General features: G+C 71.3%; 14 protein-coding genes and 1 pseudogene. 12 read left to right on the plus strand and 3 right to left on the minus strand.

Translation table 11 applies throughout. From position 1 onward, the window contains the following. Positions 1-211: 211 nt before the first annotated feature. The 10 genes from ACWDX7_RS20130 (at position 212) to ACWDX7_RS20175 (ending at position 11,615) form a co-directional block, all read left to right on the plus strand. Positions 212-1,036: a TetR family transcriptional regulator gene (locus ACWDX7_RS20130; protein WP_451489465.1), complete on the plus strand. Its 825-nt coding sequence runs from the start codon at positions 212-214 to the stop codon at positions 1,034-1,036. 500 nt (positions 1,037-1,536) lie between these two features. Beyond that, on the plus strand, positions 1,537-2,874 hold the full coding sequence (gene ccrA / locus ACWDX7_RS20135; RefSeq protein ID WP_451489464.1) for a crotonyl-CoA carboxylase/reductase: 1,338 nt from the start codon (positions 1,537-1,539) through the stop codon (positions 2,872-2,874). A gap of 40 nt (positions 2,875-2,914) precedes the next feature. Continuing rightward, on the plus strand, positions 2,915-4,993 hold the full coding sequence (locus ACWDX7_RS20140; protein ID WP_451489463.1) for a protein meaA: 2,079 nt from the start codon (positions 2,915-2,917) through the stop codon (positions 4,991-4,993). Beyond that, positions 4,990-5,982 (plus strand): HpcH/HpaI aldolase/citrate lyase family protein, encoded by a 993-nt coding sequence (locus ACWDX7_RS20145; protein WP_451489462.1) that lies wholly within the window; start codon positions 4,990-4,992, stop codon positions 5,980-5,982. The genes ACWDX7_RS20140 and ACWDX7_RS20145 overlap by 4 nt, the downstream gene beginning before the upstream one ends. 5 nt (positions 5,983-5,987) lie before the next feature. Continuing rightward, entirely contained in the window at positions 5,988-6,500 is a 513-nt protein-coding gene (locus ACWDX7_RS20150) for a MaoC family dehydratase (protein ID WP_451489461.1), read from the plus strand. A gap of 2 nt (positions 6,501-6,502) precedes the next feature. Next, positions 6,503-7,708, plus strand: coding sequence for an acyl-CoA dehydrogenase family protein (locus ACWDX7_RS20155; RefSeq protein ID WP_451489460.1), 1,206 nt, complete (start codon positions 6,503-6,505; stop codon positions 7,706-7,708). A 186-nt stretch (positions 7,709-7,894) separates the two neighbouring features. Further along, positions 7,895-8,551: a phosphatidylserine decarboxylase gene (locus ACWDX7_RS20160; RefSeq protein ID WP_451489459.1), complete on the plus strand. Its 657-nt coding sequence runs from the start codon at positions 7,895-7,897 to the stop codon at positions 8,549-8,551. A gap of 64 nt (positions 8,552-8,615) precedes the next feature. Further along, the gene (pssA, locus tag ACWDX7_RS20165) at positions 8,616-9,395 is read left to right on the plus strand and encodes a CDP-diacylglycerol--serine O-phosphatidyltransferase (RefSeq protein ID WP_451489511.1); all 780 of its coding nucleotides are present in this window, start codon (positions 8,616-8,618) and stop codon (positions 9,393-9,395) included. A gap of 191 nt (positions 9,396-9,586) precedes the next feature. Then, positions 9,587-11,077 (plus strand): AlkA N-terminal domain-containing protein, encoded by a 1,491-nt coding sequence (locus tag ACWDX7_RS20170; RefSeq protein ID WP_451489458.1) that lies wholly within the window; start codon positions 9,587-9,589, stop codon positions 11,075-11,077. A 16-nt stretch (positions 11,078-11,093) separates the two neighbouring features. Further along, a complete protein-coding gene (locus tag ACWDX7_RS20175) occupies positions 11,094-11,615 on the plus strand; it encodes a methylated-DNA--[protein]-cysteine S-methyltransferase (RefSeq protein ID WP_451489457.1) in 522 nt (173 codons plus the stop codon). 162 nt (positions 11,616-11,777) lie between these two features. On the opposite strand, the gene ACWDX7_RS20180 is transcribed toward ACWDX7_RS20175, so the two are convergent. From ACWDX7_RS20180 to ACWDX7_RS20190, 3 genes and pseudogenes are all read right to left on the minus strand, one after another. Further along, the gene (locus ACWDX7_RS20180) at positions 11,778-12,206 is read right to left on the minus strand and encodes a hypothetical protein (RefSeq protein ID WP_451489456.1); all 429 of its coding nucleotides are present in this window, start codon (positions 12,204-12,206) and stop codon (positions 11,778-11,780) included. 176 nt (positions 12,207-12,382) lie between these two features. Then, positions 12,383-12,883, minus strand: a complete 501-nt coding sequence (locus ACWDX7_RS20185; protein WP_451489455.1) for an NUDIX domain-containing protein — start codon at positions 12,881-12,883, stop codon at positions 12,383-12,385. Positions 12,884-12,919: 36 nt separating this feature from the next. After that, a pseudogene (locus ACWDX7_RS20190) lies at positions 12,920-13,631 on the minus strand (BCCT family transporter); the annotation flags it as partial. 218 nt (positions 13,632-13,849) lie between these two features. On the opposite strand from ACWDX7_RS20190, the gene ACWDX7_RS20195 reads away from it, so the two are divergent. Together ACWDX7_RS20195 and ACWDX7_RS20200 are read left to right on the plus strand one after the other, a co-directional pair. After that, the gene (locus ACWDX7_RS20195) at positions 13,850-14,998 is read left to right on the plus strand and encodes a glycerate kinase (protein WP_451489454.1); all 1,149 of its coding nucleotides are present in this window, start codon (positions 13,850-13,852) and stop codon (positions 14,996-14,998) included. Between the two features lie 206 nt (positions 14,999-15,204). Next, positions 15,205-18,003 carry a SpoIIE family protein phosphatase gene (locus ACWDX7_RS20200; protein WP_451489453.1) on the plus strand — a complete coding sequence of 933 codons (2,799 nt, stop codon included), beginning with the start codon at positions 15,205-15,207 and terminating at the stop codon, positions 18,001-18,003. The last annotated feature ends 22 nt before the right edge of the window (positions 18,004-18,025 follow it).

Below are 18,025 nucleotides of genomic sequence, written 5' to 3' on the forward strand. Positions count from 1 at the left end.
CGGACCCTCACGGCGGACGAACCCTCCCGAGCCCAGTGCGGGCTCTCCCCCGCATCCACCCCCGCATCCACCCCCGCCCCCGACCGCGTCCCAGACCCCGCGCCCGCACCCGTCCCCGGCCGCGCACCCACCCGCGCATCCGCCCCGGGATCCACTGGCGCCCCACCCCCCGCAGGCGCACTCCTCGGCGCGAATGAAGTACTTTCGCTCTATGTCCCAGCCCGCCAAGACCTCGCCCCGCGCCGCCACGACCACCGACACACCGGAGAGCGCGGCCGGCACCCGGGCGGCCGCGCAGCGGCTCAAGATGCGCCGGGAGCTCGCCGCGGCGGCGATGGAGCTCTTCGCGACCAAGGGGTACGAGGCAACGACGGTCGACGAGATCGCCGCCACCGCCGGGGTGGCGCGGCGGACCTTCTTCCGGCATTTCCGGTCCAAGGAAGAGGCGATCTTCCCGGATCACGACGACACCCTGACCCGCGCCGAGGCGGTGCTCGACGTGGCCCCGGCGCACGAGCACCCGCTCGACACGGTGTGCCGCGGGATCAAGGAAGTCATGAAGATGTACGCCGCCTCGCCGGCGGTGTCGGTGGAGCGCTACCGGCTGACCCGCGAGGTGCCGGCGCTGCGGGAGCGGGAGATCGCCTCCGTGGCCCGGTACGAGCGGCTGTTCACGCGCTATCTGCTGGCCCACTTCGACGAGCACGAGCCGCACGACGGCAATGACGACCCGCTGCTGGCCGAGGTGGCCGCCTCGGCGGTGGTGACCGCCCACAACCACGTCCTGCGGCGCTGGCTCAGAGCAGGCGGGCAGGGTGACGTGGAGGCGCAGTTGGACCACGCCTTCTCGATCGTACGGAACACCTTCGGCTCGGGGATCGGCGCGGGGCGCACGGCCGGCGCGGCGCCGGCGCCGGCCGCTCCGGCGGCGGCCGGGGTGCGGACACAGGGCGAGGTCCTGGTGGCGGTGGCCCGGACGGACGCGCCTCTGGAGGAGGTCATGCGCACCATCGAAGAGGCACTCAAGCAGAAGTAGGCGACTCACGTCACAGCGGCCGCTCCCGTAAAGGGGGCGGCCGCTTCCGTTTGTCCCACTTGCCCCTACTCGCCGGTAACTCTGATCGATCATCGCTCATGTGCGCAGGTCAGAAGACAAATGAGAGAAAGTTTTGGCACGCGGTGCCTTGCTGAGTGACACGGGGTGCCATACGTTGAAGTCATCCGGATGTCCCCGCGGCCCACGCCCACCCGGCACGGAACGCGCCCCGGACGCCTGCGTCACCAGGCACCGCACACCGGCTTCGCCTCCGAAGCCTTTGCCACGAGCAAAGGGGGAGCGCGGCGAAACCACCCGCGCCGCCCAGCGCCACCGCACCAGCCGGACCGACGGCACCCGCACCATCCGCGACACCTCAGCACTCAGCACTCAGCACCACCGAAGCACCGAAGCACCGTCACAGCACCCCACACGCTCCCGCGCACACAACGCGTATCCCCCAGCGCACCCTCATTCAGCGCTCAGCCGGAGGCTCTACCGTGAAGGACATCCTGGACGCGATTCAGTCGCAGTCCGCCACCGCCGCAGACTTCGCAGCCCTGCCGCTGCCCGACTCGTACCGCGCGATCACCGTGCACAAGGACGAGGCGGAGATGTTCGCTGGGCTCACCACCCGTGAGAAGGACCCGCGCAAGTCCCTGCACCTGGACCAGGTCCCGGTGCCGGAACTGGGCCCGGGCGAGGCCCTGGTGGCCGTCATGGCCTCCTCCGTCAACTACAACTCCGTGTGGACCTCGATCTTCGAGCCGGTGTCCACCTTCAGCTTCCTGGAGCGGTACGGACGCCTGTCGGAGCTCACCAAGCGCCACGACCTGCCGTACCACGTCATCGGCTCCGACCTCGCGGGCGTCGTCCTGCGCACCGGCCCCGGCGTGAACGCCTGGAAGCCCGGCGACGAGGTCGTCGCGCACTGCCTCTCGGTGGAGCTGGAGTCCTCCGACGGCCACAACGACACGATGCTCGACCCGGAGCAGCGCATCTGGGGCTTCGAGACCAACTTCGGCGGCCTGGCGGAGATCGCCCTCGTCAAGTCCAACCAGCTCATGCCGAAGCCGGACCACCTCAGCTGGGAGGAGGCCGCCTCCCCCGGCCTGGTCAACTCCACCGCCTACCGCCAGCTGGTCTCCCGCAACGGCGCCGGCATGAAGCAGGGCGACAACGTCCTGATCTGGGGCGCGAGCGGCGGCCTCGGCTCGTACGCCACCCAGTTCGCCCTCGCCGGCGGCGCCAACCCGATCTGCGTGGTCTCCAGCCCCGAGAAGGCCGACATCTGCCGCGCCATGGGCGCGGATGCGGTCATCGACCGCAACGCCGAGGGCTACAAGTTCTGGAAGGACGAGCACACCCAGGACCCCAAGGAGTGGAAGCGCTTCGGCAAGCGCATCCGGGAGCTCACCGGCGGCGAGGACATCGACATCGTCTTCGAGCACCCCGGCCGCGAGACCTTCGGCGCGAGCGTGTACGTCACCCGCAAGGGCGGCACGATCACCACCTGCGCCTCGACCTCGGGCTACATGCACGAGTACGACAACCGCTACCTGTGGATGTCGCTGAAGCGGATCATCGGCTCGCACTTCGCCAACTACCGCGAGGCGTGGGAGGCCAACCGCCTGATCGCCAAGGGCAAGATCCACCCGACGCTGTCGAAGGTGTACTCCCTGGAGGACACCGGCCAGGCGGCCTACGACGTCCACCGCAACCTTCACCAGGGCAAGGTCGGCGTCCTCGCGCTGGCCCCCGAGGAGGGCCTGGGCGTCCGCGACCACGAGCTGCGCGCCACGCACCTGGAAGCCATCAACCGCTTCCGCAACGTCTGAATCGTCTGAGACCGTTCAAAGGCCAAAGGGACAGCCTGAGATGACAGAGCGCCAGAAGGACCGTCCGTGGCTCATGCGGACGTACGCGGGCCACTCCACGGCCGAGGCGTCCAACGAGCTGTACCGCCGCAACCTCGCCAAGGGCCAGACCGGCCTGTCGGTCGCGTTCGACCTGCCGACGCAGACCGGCTACGACCCCGACCACATCCTCGCCCGCGGCGAGGTGGGCCGGGTCGGGGTCCCGGTCTCCCACCTGGGCGACATGCGGCGCCTGTTCCAGGACATCCCCCTGGAGCAGATGAACACCTCGATGACGATCAACGCTACCGCCATGTGGCTGCTGGCGCTCTATCAGGTGGCCGCCGAGGAGCAGGGCGCGGACATCTCGCAGCTCCAGGGCACCACTCAGAACGACATCGTCAAGGAGTACCTCTCCCGCGGGACGCACGTCTTCCCGCCGGGGCCGTCGCTGCGCCTGACGACGGACATGATCGCGTACACGGTCAACCACATACCGAAGTGGAACCCGATCAACATCTGCAGCTACCACCTGCAGGAGGCGGGGGCCACTCCGGTCCAGGAGATCTCGTACGCGATGTCCACCGCGATCGCGGTACTGGACTCGGTCCGCGATTCGGGCCAGGTCCCGCCGGAGCGCTTCGGTGAGGTGGTGGCCCGGATCTCCTTCTTCGTGAACGCGGGCGTCCGCTTCATCGAGGAGATGTGCAAGATGCGCGCCTTCGGCCGCATCTGGGACCGGGTCACGCGTGAGCGCTACGGCATCGAGGACGCCAAGCAGCGCCGCTTCCGGTACGGGGTGCAGGTCAACTCGCTCGGTCTGACCGAGGCGCAGCCGGAGAACAACGTCCAGCGGATCGTGCTGGAGATGCTGGCCGTCACCCTCTCCAAGGACGCCCGCGCCCGCGCGGTGCAGCTGCCCGCCTGGAACGAGGCGCTGGGCCTGCCCCGGCCCTGGGACCAGCAGTGGTCGCTGCGCATCCAGCAGGTCCTCGCCCTGGAGAGCGACCTGCTGGAGTACGACGACATCTTCGCCGGGTCGCACGTGATCGAGGCCAAGGTGGAGTCCCTGGTCGCCGAGTCCCTGGCCGAGATCGACCGGATCCAGGAGATGGGCGGCGCGATGGCCGCCGTCGAGTCGGGCTACCTCAAGTCCCAGCTGGTCTCCTCGCACGCCGAGCGGCGCGCACGGATCGAGGCCGGCGAGGACAAGATCGTCGGGGTGAACTGCTTCCAGCAGACGGAGGAGAACCCGCTCACCGCGGACCTGGACGCCGCCATCATGACGGTGGACGGGGCGGTGGAGGCGCAGATCGTCGAGCGCATCACCCGCTGGCGCGCCGAGCGGCAGGAGTCCTCGGACCGGCAGGGCGGCGGCGACCCCTTCGTCCACCCCACCGTCATGCAGGCCCTGGACCGGCTGAAGCAGGCCGCGGCCGGGACGGAGAACCTGATGGAGGCCACCCTGGAGTGCGCCCGTGCGGGCGTCACCACGGGTGAGTGGGCCAGCGCCCTGCGCGAGGTGTTCGGCGAGTTCCGGGCACCGACCGGGGTCTCCTCGGCGCCGGTGGCGGTGGCGGCCGAGCCCGGCACGCCGATGGCGGAGGTCCGGGAGAAGGTCGCCCGTACGGCCGAGGAGCTGGGAGCCGGCCGGCTGCGCCTGCTGGTCGGCAAGCCGGGCCTGGACGGGCACTCCAACGGCGCCGAGCAGATCGCCGTCCGGGCCCGCGACGCCGGCTTCGAGGTGGTCTACCAGGGCATCCGGCTGACGCCCGAGGAGATCTCCTCGGCGGCGCTGGCCGAGGACGTGCACTGCGTGGGACTGTCCATCCTGTCCGGCTCCCATTGCGCTCTCGTACCGGACGTCCTGACGCGCCTGCGGGCGGCGGGGGCGGGTGACATCCCCGTCATCGTCGGGGGCATCATTCCGAACGCCGACGCCGTGACCTTGAAGGCAGCGGGAGTGGCCGCCGTCTTCACGCCCAAGGACTTCGGCATCACGGAGATCATCGGCCGTATCGTCGACGAGATCCGCAGAGCCAACAAGCTTCATCCCCTCGACAGCACCGACATCGCTGAAAGCACGGAGGTCCCCGCATGACCACGCCTTCCCACCCGGTGAACCGCCTTCGCCCGCGCCGCTCCTGTCTCGCGGTGCCGGGGTCGAACCCGCGCTTCCTGGAGAAGGCCCAGGGCCTGCCCGCCGACCAGGTCTTCCTGGACCTGGAGGACGCCTGCGCCCCGCTCGCCAAGGAGGGCGCCCGCCACACCATCGTGGACGCGCTGAACAAGGGCGACTGGACGGGCAAGACCCGCGTCGTGCGCGTCAACGACTGGACCACGCACTGGACGTACCGCGATGTCATCACGGTCGTCGAGGGCGCCGGCCAGAACCTCGACTGCATCATGCTGCCGAAGGTCCAGGACGCCCAGCAGATCGTGGCCCTGGACCTCCTGCTGACCCAGATCGAGAAGACGATGGGCTTCGAGGTCGGCAAGATCGGCATCGAGGCGCAGATCGAGAACGCCAAGGGCCTGGTGAACGTCGACGCGATCGCCGGCGCCTCGCCCCGGCTGGAGACCATCATCTTCGGCCCGGCGGACTTCATGGCGTCCATCAACATGAAGACGCTGGTCGTGGGCATGCAGCCGCCCGGTTACGGCGCGGACGCCTACCACTACATCCTCATGCGCATCCTGATGGCCGCTCGCACGCACGACCTCCAGGCCATCGACGGTCCCTTCCTCCAGATCCGCGACGTGGACGCCTACCGCGAGGTGGCCGGCCGGGCCGCGGCGCTGGGCTTCGACGGCAAGTGGGTGCTGCACCCCGGTCAGGTCGACGCGGCCAACGAGGTCTTCTCGCCCTCGCAGGAGGACTACGACCACGCCGAGCTCATCCTCGACGCGTACGACTGGTGCACCTCCGAGGCGGGGGGCAAGAAGGGCTCGGCGATGCTCGGCGACGAGATGATCGACGAGGCCAGCCGCAAGATGGCCCTGGTCATCGCGGGCAAGGGCCGGGCGGCGGGCATGCGGCGCACCAGCAAGTTCGAACACCCCTCGATCGAGAAGACGGCGGAGGCCTGACCCCCATGCAGTTCGGACGCACTTACGAAGAGTTCGAGGTCGGGGCGGTCTACAAGCACTGGCCCGGAAAGACGGTCACCGAGTACGACGACCATCTCTTCTGCCTGCTGACCATGAATCACCACCCCCTCCACATGGACAGCAATTACGCCGAGAACACGACCGATTTCGGCAAGAACGTGGTCGTCGGCAACTACATCTACTCCCTGCTGCTGGGCATGTCCGTACCGGACGTCTCCGGCAAGGCCATCGCCAACCTGGAGATCGAGTCCCTGCGCCACGTGGCGCCGACCTTCCACGGCGACACGCTCTACGGCGAGACCACGGTCCTCGACAAGACACCCTCGAAGTCGAAGAGCGACCGCGGGATCGTCTATGTCGAGACCAAGGGCTACAAGCAGGACGGCACCCTCGTCTGCGTCTTCCGGCGCAAGGTGATGGTCCCCACCGAGACGTACGTCAAGGAGCGCGGCGGCGAGCAGCCCGGCCGGCCCCAGCTGAAGGAACAGGGGAAGTAGCCATGGCCCGACTCGCCCAGACCGCCGGGCTCACGGACGTCCAGCGGGAGATCCTCAAGACCGTCCGGGAGTTCGTCGACAAGGAGATCATCCCGGTCGCCACCGAGCTGGAGCACCGCGACGAGTACCCGCAGGCGATCGTGGACGGGCTCAAGGAGCTCGGACTGTTCGGCCTGATGATCCCGGAGGAGTACGGCGGCCTGGGTGAGTCGCTGCTCACCTACGCGCTGTGCGTGGAGGAGATAGCCCGGGGCTGGATGTCCGTCTCGGGCATCATCAACACCCACTTCATCGTCGCGTACATGCTCAAGCAGCACGGCACGCAGGAGCAGAAGGACCACTTCCTGCCGCGCATGGCGCTCGGCGAGGTGCGCGGCGCGTTCTCGATGTCGGAGCCGGGCCTCGGATCGGACGTGTCGGCGATCACGTCCAAGGCGGTGAAGGACGGCGACGAGTACGTCCTCGACGGCCAGAAGATGTGGCTGACGAACGGCGGCACCTCCACGCTCGTGGCCGTTCTCGTGCGAAGTGACGAAGGACACCCCGCGGGCACCGCACCCCACAAGTCGATGACGACCTTCCTCGTCGAGAAGGAGCCGGGCTTCGGCGAGGTCCGTCCGGGCCTGACCATCCCCGGCAAGATCGACAAAATGGGCTACAAGGGCGTCGACACGACCGAGCTCATCATGGACGGACTGCGCATTCCGGCCAATCGGGTGCTCGGCGGCGAGACCGGCCGAGGGTTTTACCAAATGATGGACGGGGTCGAGGTCGGCCGCGTCAACGTGGCCGCCCGTGGCTGCGGCGTCGCGCAGCGTGCGTTCGAGCTGGGTGTCTCCTATGCCCAACAACGTCATACTTTCGGCAAGGCGATCGCCGAGCACCAGGCGATCCAGTTCAAGCTGGCCGAAATGGCTACCAAGGTCGAAGCCGCCCATGCGATGATGGTGAACGCGGCACGCAAAAAGGACTCTGGTGAACGAAACGACCTCGAAGCGGGGATGGCGAAGTACCTCGCCTCCGAGTACTGCAAGGAGGTCGTGGAGGACGCCTTCCGCATCCACGGCGGCTACGGGTTCTCGAAGGAGTACGAGATCGAGCGCCTCTACCGGGAGGCGCCGATGCTGCTGATCGGTGAAGGTACTGCCGAGATCCAGAAAATGATCATCGGGCGACGCCTGCTTGAGGAGTACCGTCTTCAGGGCTGAAAGTACCTTTTGCGGCGAATCGTCCATTGGTTCGCCGCAGAAGAGTCACTGCCGGTCACTGGCTGACGGTCATCGACTCGGCTTCTGGCTTGCCCAGTTGTTGCGCGCAACCGATAGCATTCCAGTAAAGCCGCCGTCCCGTCCCCCTGCTTGCGGCGCGGCAATCACCCGCTACGAAGGTCATCCATGCCCCACAGCCAAACCTCTGCACCTCGCGTCGGCCTCCTCGGTGGACGTCTCGCGCGCGGAGCATCGCCGTGGCTTCTGCCGACCGTCGCCACCGCAGCGCTCAGCCTCGCCCGGGCCCGCAAGTCCGGACGCTGGGCCGCGGCGGCCGTGCCCGCCACCGCACTCGCGGCGGGCATGCTGTGGTTCTTCCGCGACCCCGAGCGCGAGATCGCTCAGGGCCGTGTCATCTCCCCCGCCGACGGTGTGGTGCAGAGCATCATGCCGTGGAAGGACGGACGGACCCGGGTCGCGATCTTCATGAGCCCGCTGAACGTCCACGTCAACCGCGCGCCCCTCGCGGGCACGGTGACGTCCGTGGAGCACGTCCCCGGCGGGTTCGTCCCGGCGTTCAACAAGGAGAGCGAGAACAACGAGCGCGTCGTCTGGCACTTCGACACCGAGCTCGGTGACATCGAGATGGTGCAGATCGCCGGCGCCGTCGCCCGCCGCATCGTCCCCTACCTGCCGGCCGGCACCAAGGTGGAGCAGGGCGAACGCATCGGTCTCATCCGCTTCGGCTCACGCGTCGACATCTACCTCCCCGAGGGCGTCGAGGTCGCGGTCGAGGTCGGTCAGACCACCACCGCGGGGGTGACCCGAATTGACCGTGACTGACCCTGAGACTCCTGCCGCCGGCTGGGTGCCCGAATCCGCCGAGGCGGATTCGGCCGAGGACGACATGCCGCTCTCACTGCGGCTGTCGATAGCGGACACGCTCACCCTCGGCAACGCGACCTGCGGTTTCATGGCGGTGTACTTCACCACCACCGGAATCCTCATCCCGCACCTCACCGGCAGCAACGAGTCGGGCATGGCCCGTCACAGCGCCGCGACGGCCGTGATACTGATGCTGCTCGCCGCGGTCTTCGACCTCTTCGACGGCATCGTGGCCCGCAAGCTGCGCAGCTCGCCGATGGGCGCGGAGCTGGACAACCTGTCCGACCTGATCAGCTTCGGCCTGGCTCCGGCGTACTTCGTGCTCGTCTACGGCATGGTCGCCGACGACGCGCACCAGAAGATGTCGGCGCTGGCCGCGATCGTGGTGCTCCTCGCCGTGGTGCTCAGACTCGCGAGATTCAGCTGCGTGACGATGAAGGACGGCATGTTCCAGGGCATGCCGAGCCCCTTCGGCGCGCTGACGGTGGTCTCCATCGTGCTGCTGGAGCTGCCGTTCATCCCGACGCTGCTGGCGATCATCGGGGTGGCCTGGCTGATGGTGAGCCGGGTGGAGTATCCCAAGCCGCGCGGTGTCCTCGCGGTCGCGATGCTCTGCTGGATCGTCGGCGCGATGGGCATGCTGGCGGCGTGGGCGTTCGACGCGCCCGGCGGTCAGCTGCTGCTCCAGACGGGCTGCGCCCTGCAGATCGCGCTGGCGGCGACCATCCCGCTGTTCGCGACGACCCGGCGGGCGAACACCTTCCGGCACAACCGCCGCGAGGCGCGGGCCACGCAGTCGTAGCGCGCGGCGCCCGTACGTGAGAGGGCCCCCGGATGCCATCGGCATCCGGGGGCCCTTTCGTCGCTCCGGCCCGCTCCGGCCCGTGGGGGAAGGGTGGGCCCGGGCGGGACGAAGAGGCGTGCGGCCGCGGCGTTAGCCTTGGTGTCGGAAAACCGCCAGCCGAGGTCCCTTCCGCACGGGATCCTGGAGCCATGCACACCGACACCGAGCGCTGCGTCAGAGCCGTCCGGTCGAAGGACGCCCGCTTCGACGGCTGGTTCTTCACCGCCGTCCGGACCACCCGGATCTACTGCCGGCCCAGCTGCCCCGCGGTCCCGCCGAAGACCGAGAACATGTCCTTCCTGCCCAGCGCCGCCGCCTGCCAGCAGGCCGGTTTCCGGGCCTGCAAGCGGTGCCGGCCCGACACCAGTCCCGGCTCCCCCGAGTGGAACGCCCGCGCCGACGCCGTGGCCCGCGCCATGCGGCTGATCCAGGACGGGGTCGTCGACCGCGAGGGCGTGCCCGGGCTCGCCTCCCGCCTCGGCTACTCGACCCGCCAGGTGGAGCGGCAGCTCAATGCCGAGCTCGGCGCCGGTCCCCTCGCCCTCGCCCGGGCCCAGCGCGCCCAGACCGCGCGGATCCTGATCGAGACCTCGCAGCTCCCCATGGCCGATGTCGCCTTCGCCGCTGGTTTCTCCTCCGTACGGACCTTCAACGACACCGTCCGCGGGATCTTCGCCCTCTCCCCCAGCGACCTGCGCGTCCGCGCCCTGAGCGCCGGCCGCCGCAAGGACGCCCGGCCCCGGATCCCGGGGACGATCAGCCTGCGGCTGCCGTTCCGGGCTCCGCTCAACCCGGACAACCTCTTCGGCCACCTCGCCGCGACGGCCGTCCCCGGCGTCGAGGAGTGGCGCGGCGGCGCCTACCGCCGCACCCTGCGCCTGCCCTACGGCACCGGCGTCGTCGCCCTGACACCGCAGCCCGACCACATCGGCTGCCAGCTGGCCCTCACCGACCTGCGCGACCTCACCATCGCCATCAGCCGCTGCCGCTGGATGCTCGACCTGGACGCCGATCCCGAGGCGGTCGACGCACAGCTGCGCTGTGACCCGCTGCTGGCGCCGCTCGTGGAGCGGGCTCCGGGGCGCCGGGTTCCCCGTACCGTCGACGCGGCCGAATTCGCCGTACGGGCGGTCCTCGGGCAGCAGGTGTCCACGGCGGCGGCGCGCACGCACGCCGCCCGGCTGGTCACCGCCCACGGCGAGCCGGTCGCGGACCCCGATCCGGCGGGCGGACTGACCCGCCTGTTCCCCTCGCCGCAGTCGCTCGCCCAACTGGACCCGCGGTCGCTCGCCCTGCCCCGCAGCCGGCGCGCCACCCTCACCACCCTGGTCGCGGCGCTCGCCGACGGTTCGCTTCCGCTCGGCATCGACAGCGACTGGGAGGCGGCGCGGGCCCAGCTGTCGGCGCTGCCCGGCTTCGGCCCGTGGACCACCGAGGTCATCGCGATGCGGGCGCTCGGCGACCCGGACGCCTTCCTGCCGACCGACCTCGGGGTCCGCCGGGCGGCGCAGCGCCTCGGACTGCCGTCCACCCCGTCGGCGCTGACCGCCCGCGCGGCCGGCTGGCGGCCCTGGCGCGCGTACGCCGTCCAGTACCTGTGGGCCACCGACGACCACCCGATCAACCACCTGCCCGTCTGAAAGGCACGCACCGACCATGCGAGACATCACGCACAGCCGCGGCAAGCGGCACACCGTCGTCGACAGCCCGTACGGCCCGCTCACCCTCGTCGCCACGCAGGGCGTCCTCAGCGGGCTCTACATGACCGGACAGCGCCACCGTCCCGGCGAGGAATCCTTCGGGGAGCGGGTCGCCGCGACCGAGGCGCCGTTCCCCGAAGTGGTGCGGCAGCTGACGGCGTACTTCGCCGGGGAGCTCAGGTCGTTCGACGTCCCGGTCCGGCTGGAGGGCACCGACTTCCAGCGCCGCGTCTGGGAGCAGCTCGTACGGATCCCGTACGGCGAGACGTGGTCGTACGGGCAGCTCGCGGCCACGCTGGGCAAGCCGAACGCCTCGCGCGCGGTGGGTCTGGCCAACGGGAAGAACCCGGTCGGCATCATCGTGCCCTGCCACCGGGTGATCGGGGCCTCGGGAGGCATGACGGGCTACGGCGGCGGGATCGAGCGCAAGGTGCGACTGCTGGCCTTCGAGTCCGGCGCGCGGCTCCGAGGCGCCTAGGTCCTGTCCGGCGGTCTTCGTGGATCAGGTCGCGTTGTCTGGTGCGGTGCATCGCAAGGCGGAGGGGCGCAGCTCGTACTCGGCCGTACTCGCGCGCTCCGACAACGCAGGGAGGCGCCGTGCCAGGCCGCGCGGGCCCGCCGAGATCGCCCGGACAGGGGCCTAGATCACGAGCAGGGGGACCAGCAGTGCGAAGGCGGCGCCGGCCTCCACGGCGTAGCTGTAGAGCGAGGGGTGCTGGACGGGGGCGGCGAGCAGGACCACGCTCTGCCGGGCGGCGGCCGTCTCCACCCAGTCGGCGTCCGCGCCGAGCCTGCCCTGGTACCAGCCTTCGCAGGCACCGGGTCCGTTGACGGCGAGGAGGTCGTCCTCGCGGCGGTAGAAGGCCTGCCAGCCGGCGGCGGGCGCCGACCAGCCGTCGAAATCGGTGAACTCGGCCCATCCGCCCTCGCGTATCGCGGTGTCGAACAGCCAGACCGGCGTGCCCTCGGGGGTGACCTCAGCGCCGGCCTGCTGGTCGGTGGTGAAGTGGACCATGGGCAGGGCGTCGGGCCCGTCGGCGGTGCTGGGCCAGGCGTACATGGTGATCATCTGCTGGATTCTGTCCTGCTCGGCGTAGGCGCGGCGTTACGGGGGACAGCGCACGGCGGGGGCGGGGGTGGGACCCGGCGCGGCGGCGGGCGGCGGGCGGCGGGCGGCGGGCGGCGGGCGGCGGGCGGCGGGCGGCGGGCGGCGGGCGGCGGGCGGCGGGCGGCGGGCGGCGCAGGTTACGAGGCCGCCGGGCGCCGGCCGTTCTCCAGCTCCGCGGTCCCCTCGCCCGACAGCAGGACCCGGTAGGCCACCTCGGTGCGCCGGCCGAGCGATCCGGGCAGGTAGGAGGTGAGTTCGGCGGGCTCGACCAGCCGCCAGGAGAGCAGTTCCTCCTCCTGGAGCTTGATGGAGGCGAGCTGCGCCGCGTCGAGGACACCGCCGTCGTACACGTACGCGACCAGGGGCGGCCGGCCGGCGCCCACGGTCCAGTCGACGGCGAGCAGGCGGCCGAGCGGGAGGTCGAGGCCGATCTCCTCGGCGCTCTCCCGGCGGGCCGCCGTACGCGGTGACTCCCCCTGGTCCGACTCGATGGTGCCGCCCGGCAGTGCCCATCCCTCGCGGTAGTTGGGCTCGACGAGCAGCACCCTGCCCTCGGTGTCCCGGTAGAGGGCGGCCGCTCCGGCCAGTACCCGGGGGAGGCTGGCGATGTAGGTGGCGAAGTCATCGGTGGTGGTCACGCCGCAACCCTACCGACCGGCCCGGCGGAAGGGGGATCAGGCCTCGGGAGTGCCGGGCCCGCCGTCCTCGCGGTCGCGGCCCTTGGACTCGGCCAGGCGCCGCAGCCGCGGGCGGCGGGCCGGGCCCTGCTCGGTGATGGCGTCGCCGACCATGGTCTTGACCGCGTCCCGCAGCCCGTGCAGGGCGTGATGGCGGGCGGGTCCGGCCCCGGGGTCCTCGCGGAGCTCCTTCACCAGGGCCCAGCACAGGACCAGCATCACGATGACGAAGGGCAGCGCGACCAGGATGGTGGCCGTCTGGAGCGACTGCAGGCCTCCCACGACGAGCAGCACGGCGGCGACGCAGGCCATCAGCACGCCCCAGGTGGCGACGAGCCAGGTCGGCGGGTACAGCGAACCGCGGCTGGTGAGCGAGCCCATGACCAGGGAAGCCGAGTCGGCGCTGGTGACGAAGCAGGTCATGACCAGCACCATGGCCAGGTACGAGGTGACCGTGCCCAGCGGCAGCGCGTCCAGCATGGCGAAGAGCGAGGCCTCCGTGCCGTCCTTGATCTTGGCGGCGAAGTCGACGGCGCCGGTGGAGCCGAGGCGGATGCCGGCGCCGCCCATCACGCAGAACCAGATGACGGTGGCGCCGCTGGGTACGAGCAGCACGCCGATGAGGAATTCGCGGACTCCGGCCGCGCGAGATGCGGGCGATGAAGGTGCCGACGAAGGGAGCCCAGGAGAGCCACCACGCCCAGTAGAAGGTCCGTCCGCGGGGCCGTCCGAGCCCCCGCCTGGGGAATCCGGACGTGGTTGTGCCAGGGAATCCGCACTCATGCGGCCACACTATGCAGCCGTATGTCCGTATTTAGGGTGAGGGCGCGCCGCCTGTGGCCCAGGCCACCCATGGGCATAGGAGGATCCTCCGGATAGGCTCATGGCGGCGCGACTGCACTGTTCGATAGCAAGGGATCAAGCAAGGTGACGGACGGAGCAGTAACTGAGACCGCGCGCGTGCTCATCGCCGCGGACAAATTCAAGGGCTCGCTCACGGCCGTTCAGGTCGCGGAGCGGGTGACGGCGGGCCTCCGCAAGGCCGCACCGGGCGTGGAGATCGAGACCCTCCCGGTCGCGGACGGCGGCGACGGCACGGTCGCGGCCGCGGTCGCGGCCGGTTTCGAGCGCCGGGAGGTACGGGTCACCGGACCGCTCGGCGACCAGGTCACGGCCGCCTTCGCGCTGCGCGAGGGCACCGCGGTCGTGGAGATGGCGGAGGCCTCCGGGCTCCAGCTGCTGCCGGCGGGTGTCTTCGCCCCGCTGACGGCCACCACGTACGGCTCGGGCGAACTGCTGAAGGCCGCGCTGGACGCGGGAGCGCGCACCATCGTCTTCGGTGTGGGCGGCAGCGCCACCACCGACGGCGGCGCCGGCATGCTGGCCGCGCTGGGCGCGGTGTTCCTGGATGCGAACGGTGAACCGGTCGGTCCGGGCGGCGGCGCGCTGGCCGGGCTTGCCTCGGCGGACCTGTCCGGGGTCGACCCGCGCTTCGCGGAGGTGGACTTCGTCCTCGCCAGCGATGTGGACAACCCGCTCACGGGCCCGAAGGGCGCACCGGCGGTCTACGGCCCGCAGAAGGGTGCCTCCCCGGAGGACGTGGCGATGCTCGACGCGGCGCTGGCTCATTTCGCCACGGTGCTGGAGAAGTCGATCGGCGCGAAGGCCGCCGAGTGCGCGGCGCTTCCGGGTGCGGGCGGCGCGGGCGGCATCGGCTACGGGGCGCTCCTGCTCGGTGCGACCTTCCGTCCCGGCATCGAGCTGATGCTGGAGGTGCTGGGCTTCGCTCCGGCGCTGGAGCGGGCCACGCTGGTCATCACCGGAGAGGGTTCGCTCGACGAGCAGACCTTGCACGGCAAGGCTCCGGCGGGGGTCGCGGCGGCGGCGCGCGCGGCGGGCAAGCCGGTGGTCGCGGTCTGCGGCCGGCTGCTGCTCACGCAGGAGGCCCTCCAGGCGGCGGGCATCCGCCGGGCGTACCCCCTCACGGACCTGGAGCCCGACCCGGCCAAGTCCATCCCGAACGCGGGACCGCTCCTGGAGCAGGTCGCGGCCCGCATCGCGGCCGACCTCCTCTGACCGTTCCGGTGCTGAGGCCCGGACCCCGTGGACACGACGCCGTCCGGGGGCGCCGGGCCTGTGCCGTCCCCCGGTCCGGGCCGCGGCCCCTCGCCGACGGCCCGCGTCGGACGGCCGGGGCCGGCGCGCCGTAGGCCGCGTGCGGCGCCGCGGCGGTTGCCCGCGCGGCCGCCCCCAAATCCCCTCGACAGTGTTAGAAATGGCTCATGACCGGACGATTGGGTCGGGAGCCGACCGGATGGGGCCCGCGGCTGCTCACGCGCCTGTCCCTGGGGGCCCGCAGCGTCGCCGGTCAGGTCTTCGCCCTCCAGGCGGTCATCGTGCTGCTGCTGATCAGCGCCTCGACCCTGGCCCTCGTACTCCAGGCCCGGTACGACAGCCAGCGCGACGCGCGCCACCGCACGCTCGCGGCGGCCGAGGGCTTCGCCCATGCCCCCGGCCTCCCGGAGGCGCTGGCCTCCGCCGACCCGACCGTCCGGCTCCAGCCCCTGGCCGAGGGCACCCGCAAGGCCTCCGGCATCGACTTCCTCGCCGTGATGACCATCGACGGGGTCCGCTTGACCGACCCGCGGCCGGAGCTGATCGGCGAGCGCGCCACCGGTGATTTCACCCGGGCCGTGGCGGGCGAGTCCTTCACCGAGATCTTCACGGGCGAGCCGAGCGACGCCGTTCGGGCCATCGTCCCCGTACGCGACTCCGGCGGCGCCGTCATCGGCCTGGTCGCCACCGGCATAGACGTGGAGAACGTCGCCGACGTGGTCGAGGGCCAGCTCCCGCTGCTGCTCGGCGCGGCCGCGGGCGCGCTGCTGCTCGGCACCGGGAGCGCGGCGCTGGTCAGCCGTCGGCTGCGGCGTCAGACCCGCGGCCTCGGCCCCGCCGAGATGACCCGGATGAACGAACACCACGAGGCGGTCCTGCACGCCGTGCGCGAGGGCGTCCTCATCATCGGCGCCGACCACCGGCTGCTCCTCGCCAATGACGAGGCCCGCAGGCTGCTCGACCTGCCGGCCGACGCCGAACAGCGGTACGTGGACGAGCTCGGCCTCGACCCGCGCACCGCCGAGCTGCTCACCTCCGGCCGGGTCGCGACGGACGAGGTGCACCTGGCGGGCGACCGGCTGCTCGCCGTGAACGTCCGGCCGACCAAGCCCTACGCGGGCCAGCCCTCCGGCACCGTCATGACCCTGCGCGACTCCACCGAGCTGACCGCGCTCTCCGGCCGGGTCGAGGTGACCCGCGGCCGGCTCCAGCTGCTGTACGACGCCGGGGTGCGCATCGGGACCACCCTGGACGTGGTGCGGACCGCCGAGGAACTGTCGGAGGTCGCCGTCCCCCGCTTCGCCGACTTCGTCACCGTGGAGTTGCTGGAGCCGGTGCTGCACGGTGAGGAGCCCACCGGCGGCCCGGGCACCTACACGGAGATGCGCCGCGCGGCCATGAGCGGGGTCCGTACCGACCGGCTGCCGCTCCAGCCCGTCGGCGACCTCATCCGGTTCGTCGTACCCAGCACTCCGATGGCGGCGGCCCTGGACTCGGGGCGCGCCGTGCTGGAGGCGGACCTGACGGTGGCCGCGGGCTGGCGGGGCCAGGACCCGGAGGGGGCCAACGCGGCTCTCGCCTACGGCCTGCACTCGCTGATCGCCGTACCGCTGCAGGCGCGGGGCGTCGTCCTCGGCATGGCGAACTTCTGGCGGGCCGACACCCCCGAGCCCTTCGGGGAGGAGGACCTGTCCTTCGCGGAGGAGCTCGCCGCGCGCGCGGCCGTCTCCATCGACAACGCCCGCCGCTTCACGCGCGAGCACGCGACGGCGGTGACGCTCCAGCGCAGCCTGCTGCCGCGGGTGCTGCCCGACCAGAGCGCGGTGGACGTCTCCTACCGCTACCTGCCCGCCAAGGCGGGGGTCGGCGGGGACTGGTTCGATGTGATCCCGCTGCCGGGCGCCCGGGTGGCCCTGGTCGTCGGCGACGTCGTCGGCCACGGTGTGCACGCGGCGGCCACGATGGGCCGGCTGCGGACCGCGGTGCACAACTTCTCGACGCTGGACCTGCCGCCGGACGAGCTGCTCGGGCACCTGGACGAGTTGATCACCCGCATCGACCAGAACGAGGCCGGCATGGGGGCCCTCCAGCACGACCGCGGGGCGGCGGGCGCCGACGCCGACGAGCCAGCCAGCATCACCGGCGCCACCTGTCTGTACGCGATCTACGACCCGGTGTCGGGGCGGTGCGTCATGGCCAGCGCCGGGCACCCCGGACCGGCGCTGGTCACCCCCGACGGGCACGTGCGCTTCCCCGAGCTGCCCACGGGTCTGCCGCTCGGGGTGGGCGGCATGCCCTTCGAGTCCACCGAGCTCCAGCTGCCCGAAGGGAGCCGGCTCGTGCTGTTCACGGACGGGCTGGTGGAGGACCGCCACCGGGACTTCGACACCGGGCTGAGCCTGCTGAGGGAGGCGCTGTCCCGCCCCGGCCGCAGCCCCGAACAGGCCTGTGCGGATGTGATCGCCGCGCTGCTGTTCCCGACGCCGAGCGACGACATCGCCCTGCTGATCGCGGACACCCGGCGGCTGGAGGCCGACCGGATCGCCGTATGGGACGTGCCCGCCGACCCGGCGGCCGTCTCGCACGTGCGGAGCGCGGGCGCGGCGCAGCTCGCCGCCTGGGATCTGGCGGACGTCACCTTCACGGCCGAGCTCATCCTCAGTGAGCTGATCACCAACGCCATCCGGTACGGGACCCCGCCGATCCGGGTCCGCCTGCTGCGCGACCGCAGTCTCATCTGCGAGGTCTCCGACGGCAGCAGCACCTCGCCCCACCTGCGGTACGCGGCCACCACCGACGAGGGCGGGCGCGGGCTGTTCCTGGTGGCGCAGTTCGCCGAGCGGTGGGGCACGCGCTACACCGAGCGCGGCAAGGTCATCTGGGCCGAGCTGTCCCTGACCGGCGGCGCGGAGCCGCCGCCGCCGGCACCGCTGGACCTCGACGCACTGGAGGACATGGCCTGGTGACGCCTGCCGGCCCCCGCCCGGG

The organism is Streptomyces sp. NPDC003034 (assembly GCF_053591375.1).

Bases quoted from the DNA above. Each gene is read 5' to 3' on its own strand.
- ACWDX7_RS20150 (WP_451489461.1), top strand. From the start codon at position 5,988: ATGCAGTTCGGACGCACTTACGAAGAGTTCGAGGTCGGGGCGGTCTAC.
- ACWDX7_RS20160 (WP_451489459.1), top strand. From the start codon at position 7,895: ATGCCCCACAGCCAAACCTCTGCACCTCGCGTCGGCCTCCTCGGTGGA.
- ACWDX7_RS20140 (WP_451489463.1), top strand. From the start codon at position 2,915: ATGACAGAGCGCCAGAAGGACCGTCCGTGGCTCATGCGGACGTACGCG.
- ACWDX7_RS20155 (WP_451489460.1), top strand. From the start codon at position 6,503: ATGGCCCGACTCGCCCAGACCGCCGGGCTCACGGACGTCCAGCGGGAG.
- ACWDX7_RS20145 (WP_451489462.1), top strand. From the start codon at position 4,990: ATGACCACGCCTTCCCACCCGGTGAACCGCCTTCGCCCGCGCCGCTCC.
- pssA (WP_451489511.1), top strand. From the start codon at position 8,616: ATGCCGCTCTCACTGCGGCTGTCGATAGCGGACACGCTCACCCTCGGC.
- ACWDX7_RS20130 (WP_451489465.1), top strand. From the start codon at position 212: ATGTCCCAGCCCGCCAAGACCTCGCCCCGCGCCGCCACGACCACCGAC.
- ACWDX7_RS20170 (WP_451489458.1), top strand. From the start codon at position 9,587: ATGCACACCGACACCGAGCGCTGCGTCAGAGCCGTCCGGTCGAAGGAC.
- ACWDX7_RS20200 (WP_451489453.1), top strand. From the start codon at position 15,205: ATGACCGGACGATTGGGTCGGGAGCCGACCGGATGGGGCCCGCGGCTG.
- ACWDX7_RS20175 (WP_451489457.1), top strand. From the start codon at position 11,094: ATGCGAGACATCACGCACAGCCGCGGCAAGCGGCACACCGTCGTCGAC.
- ACWDX7_RS20180 (WP_451489456.1), bottom strand. From the start codon at position 12,206: ATGATCACCATGTACGCCTGGCCCAGCACCGCCGACGGGCCCGACGCC.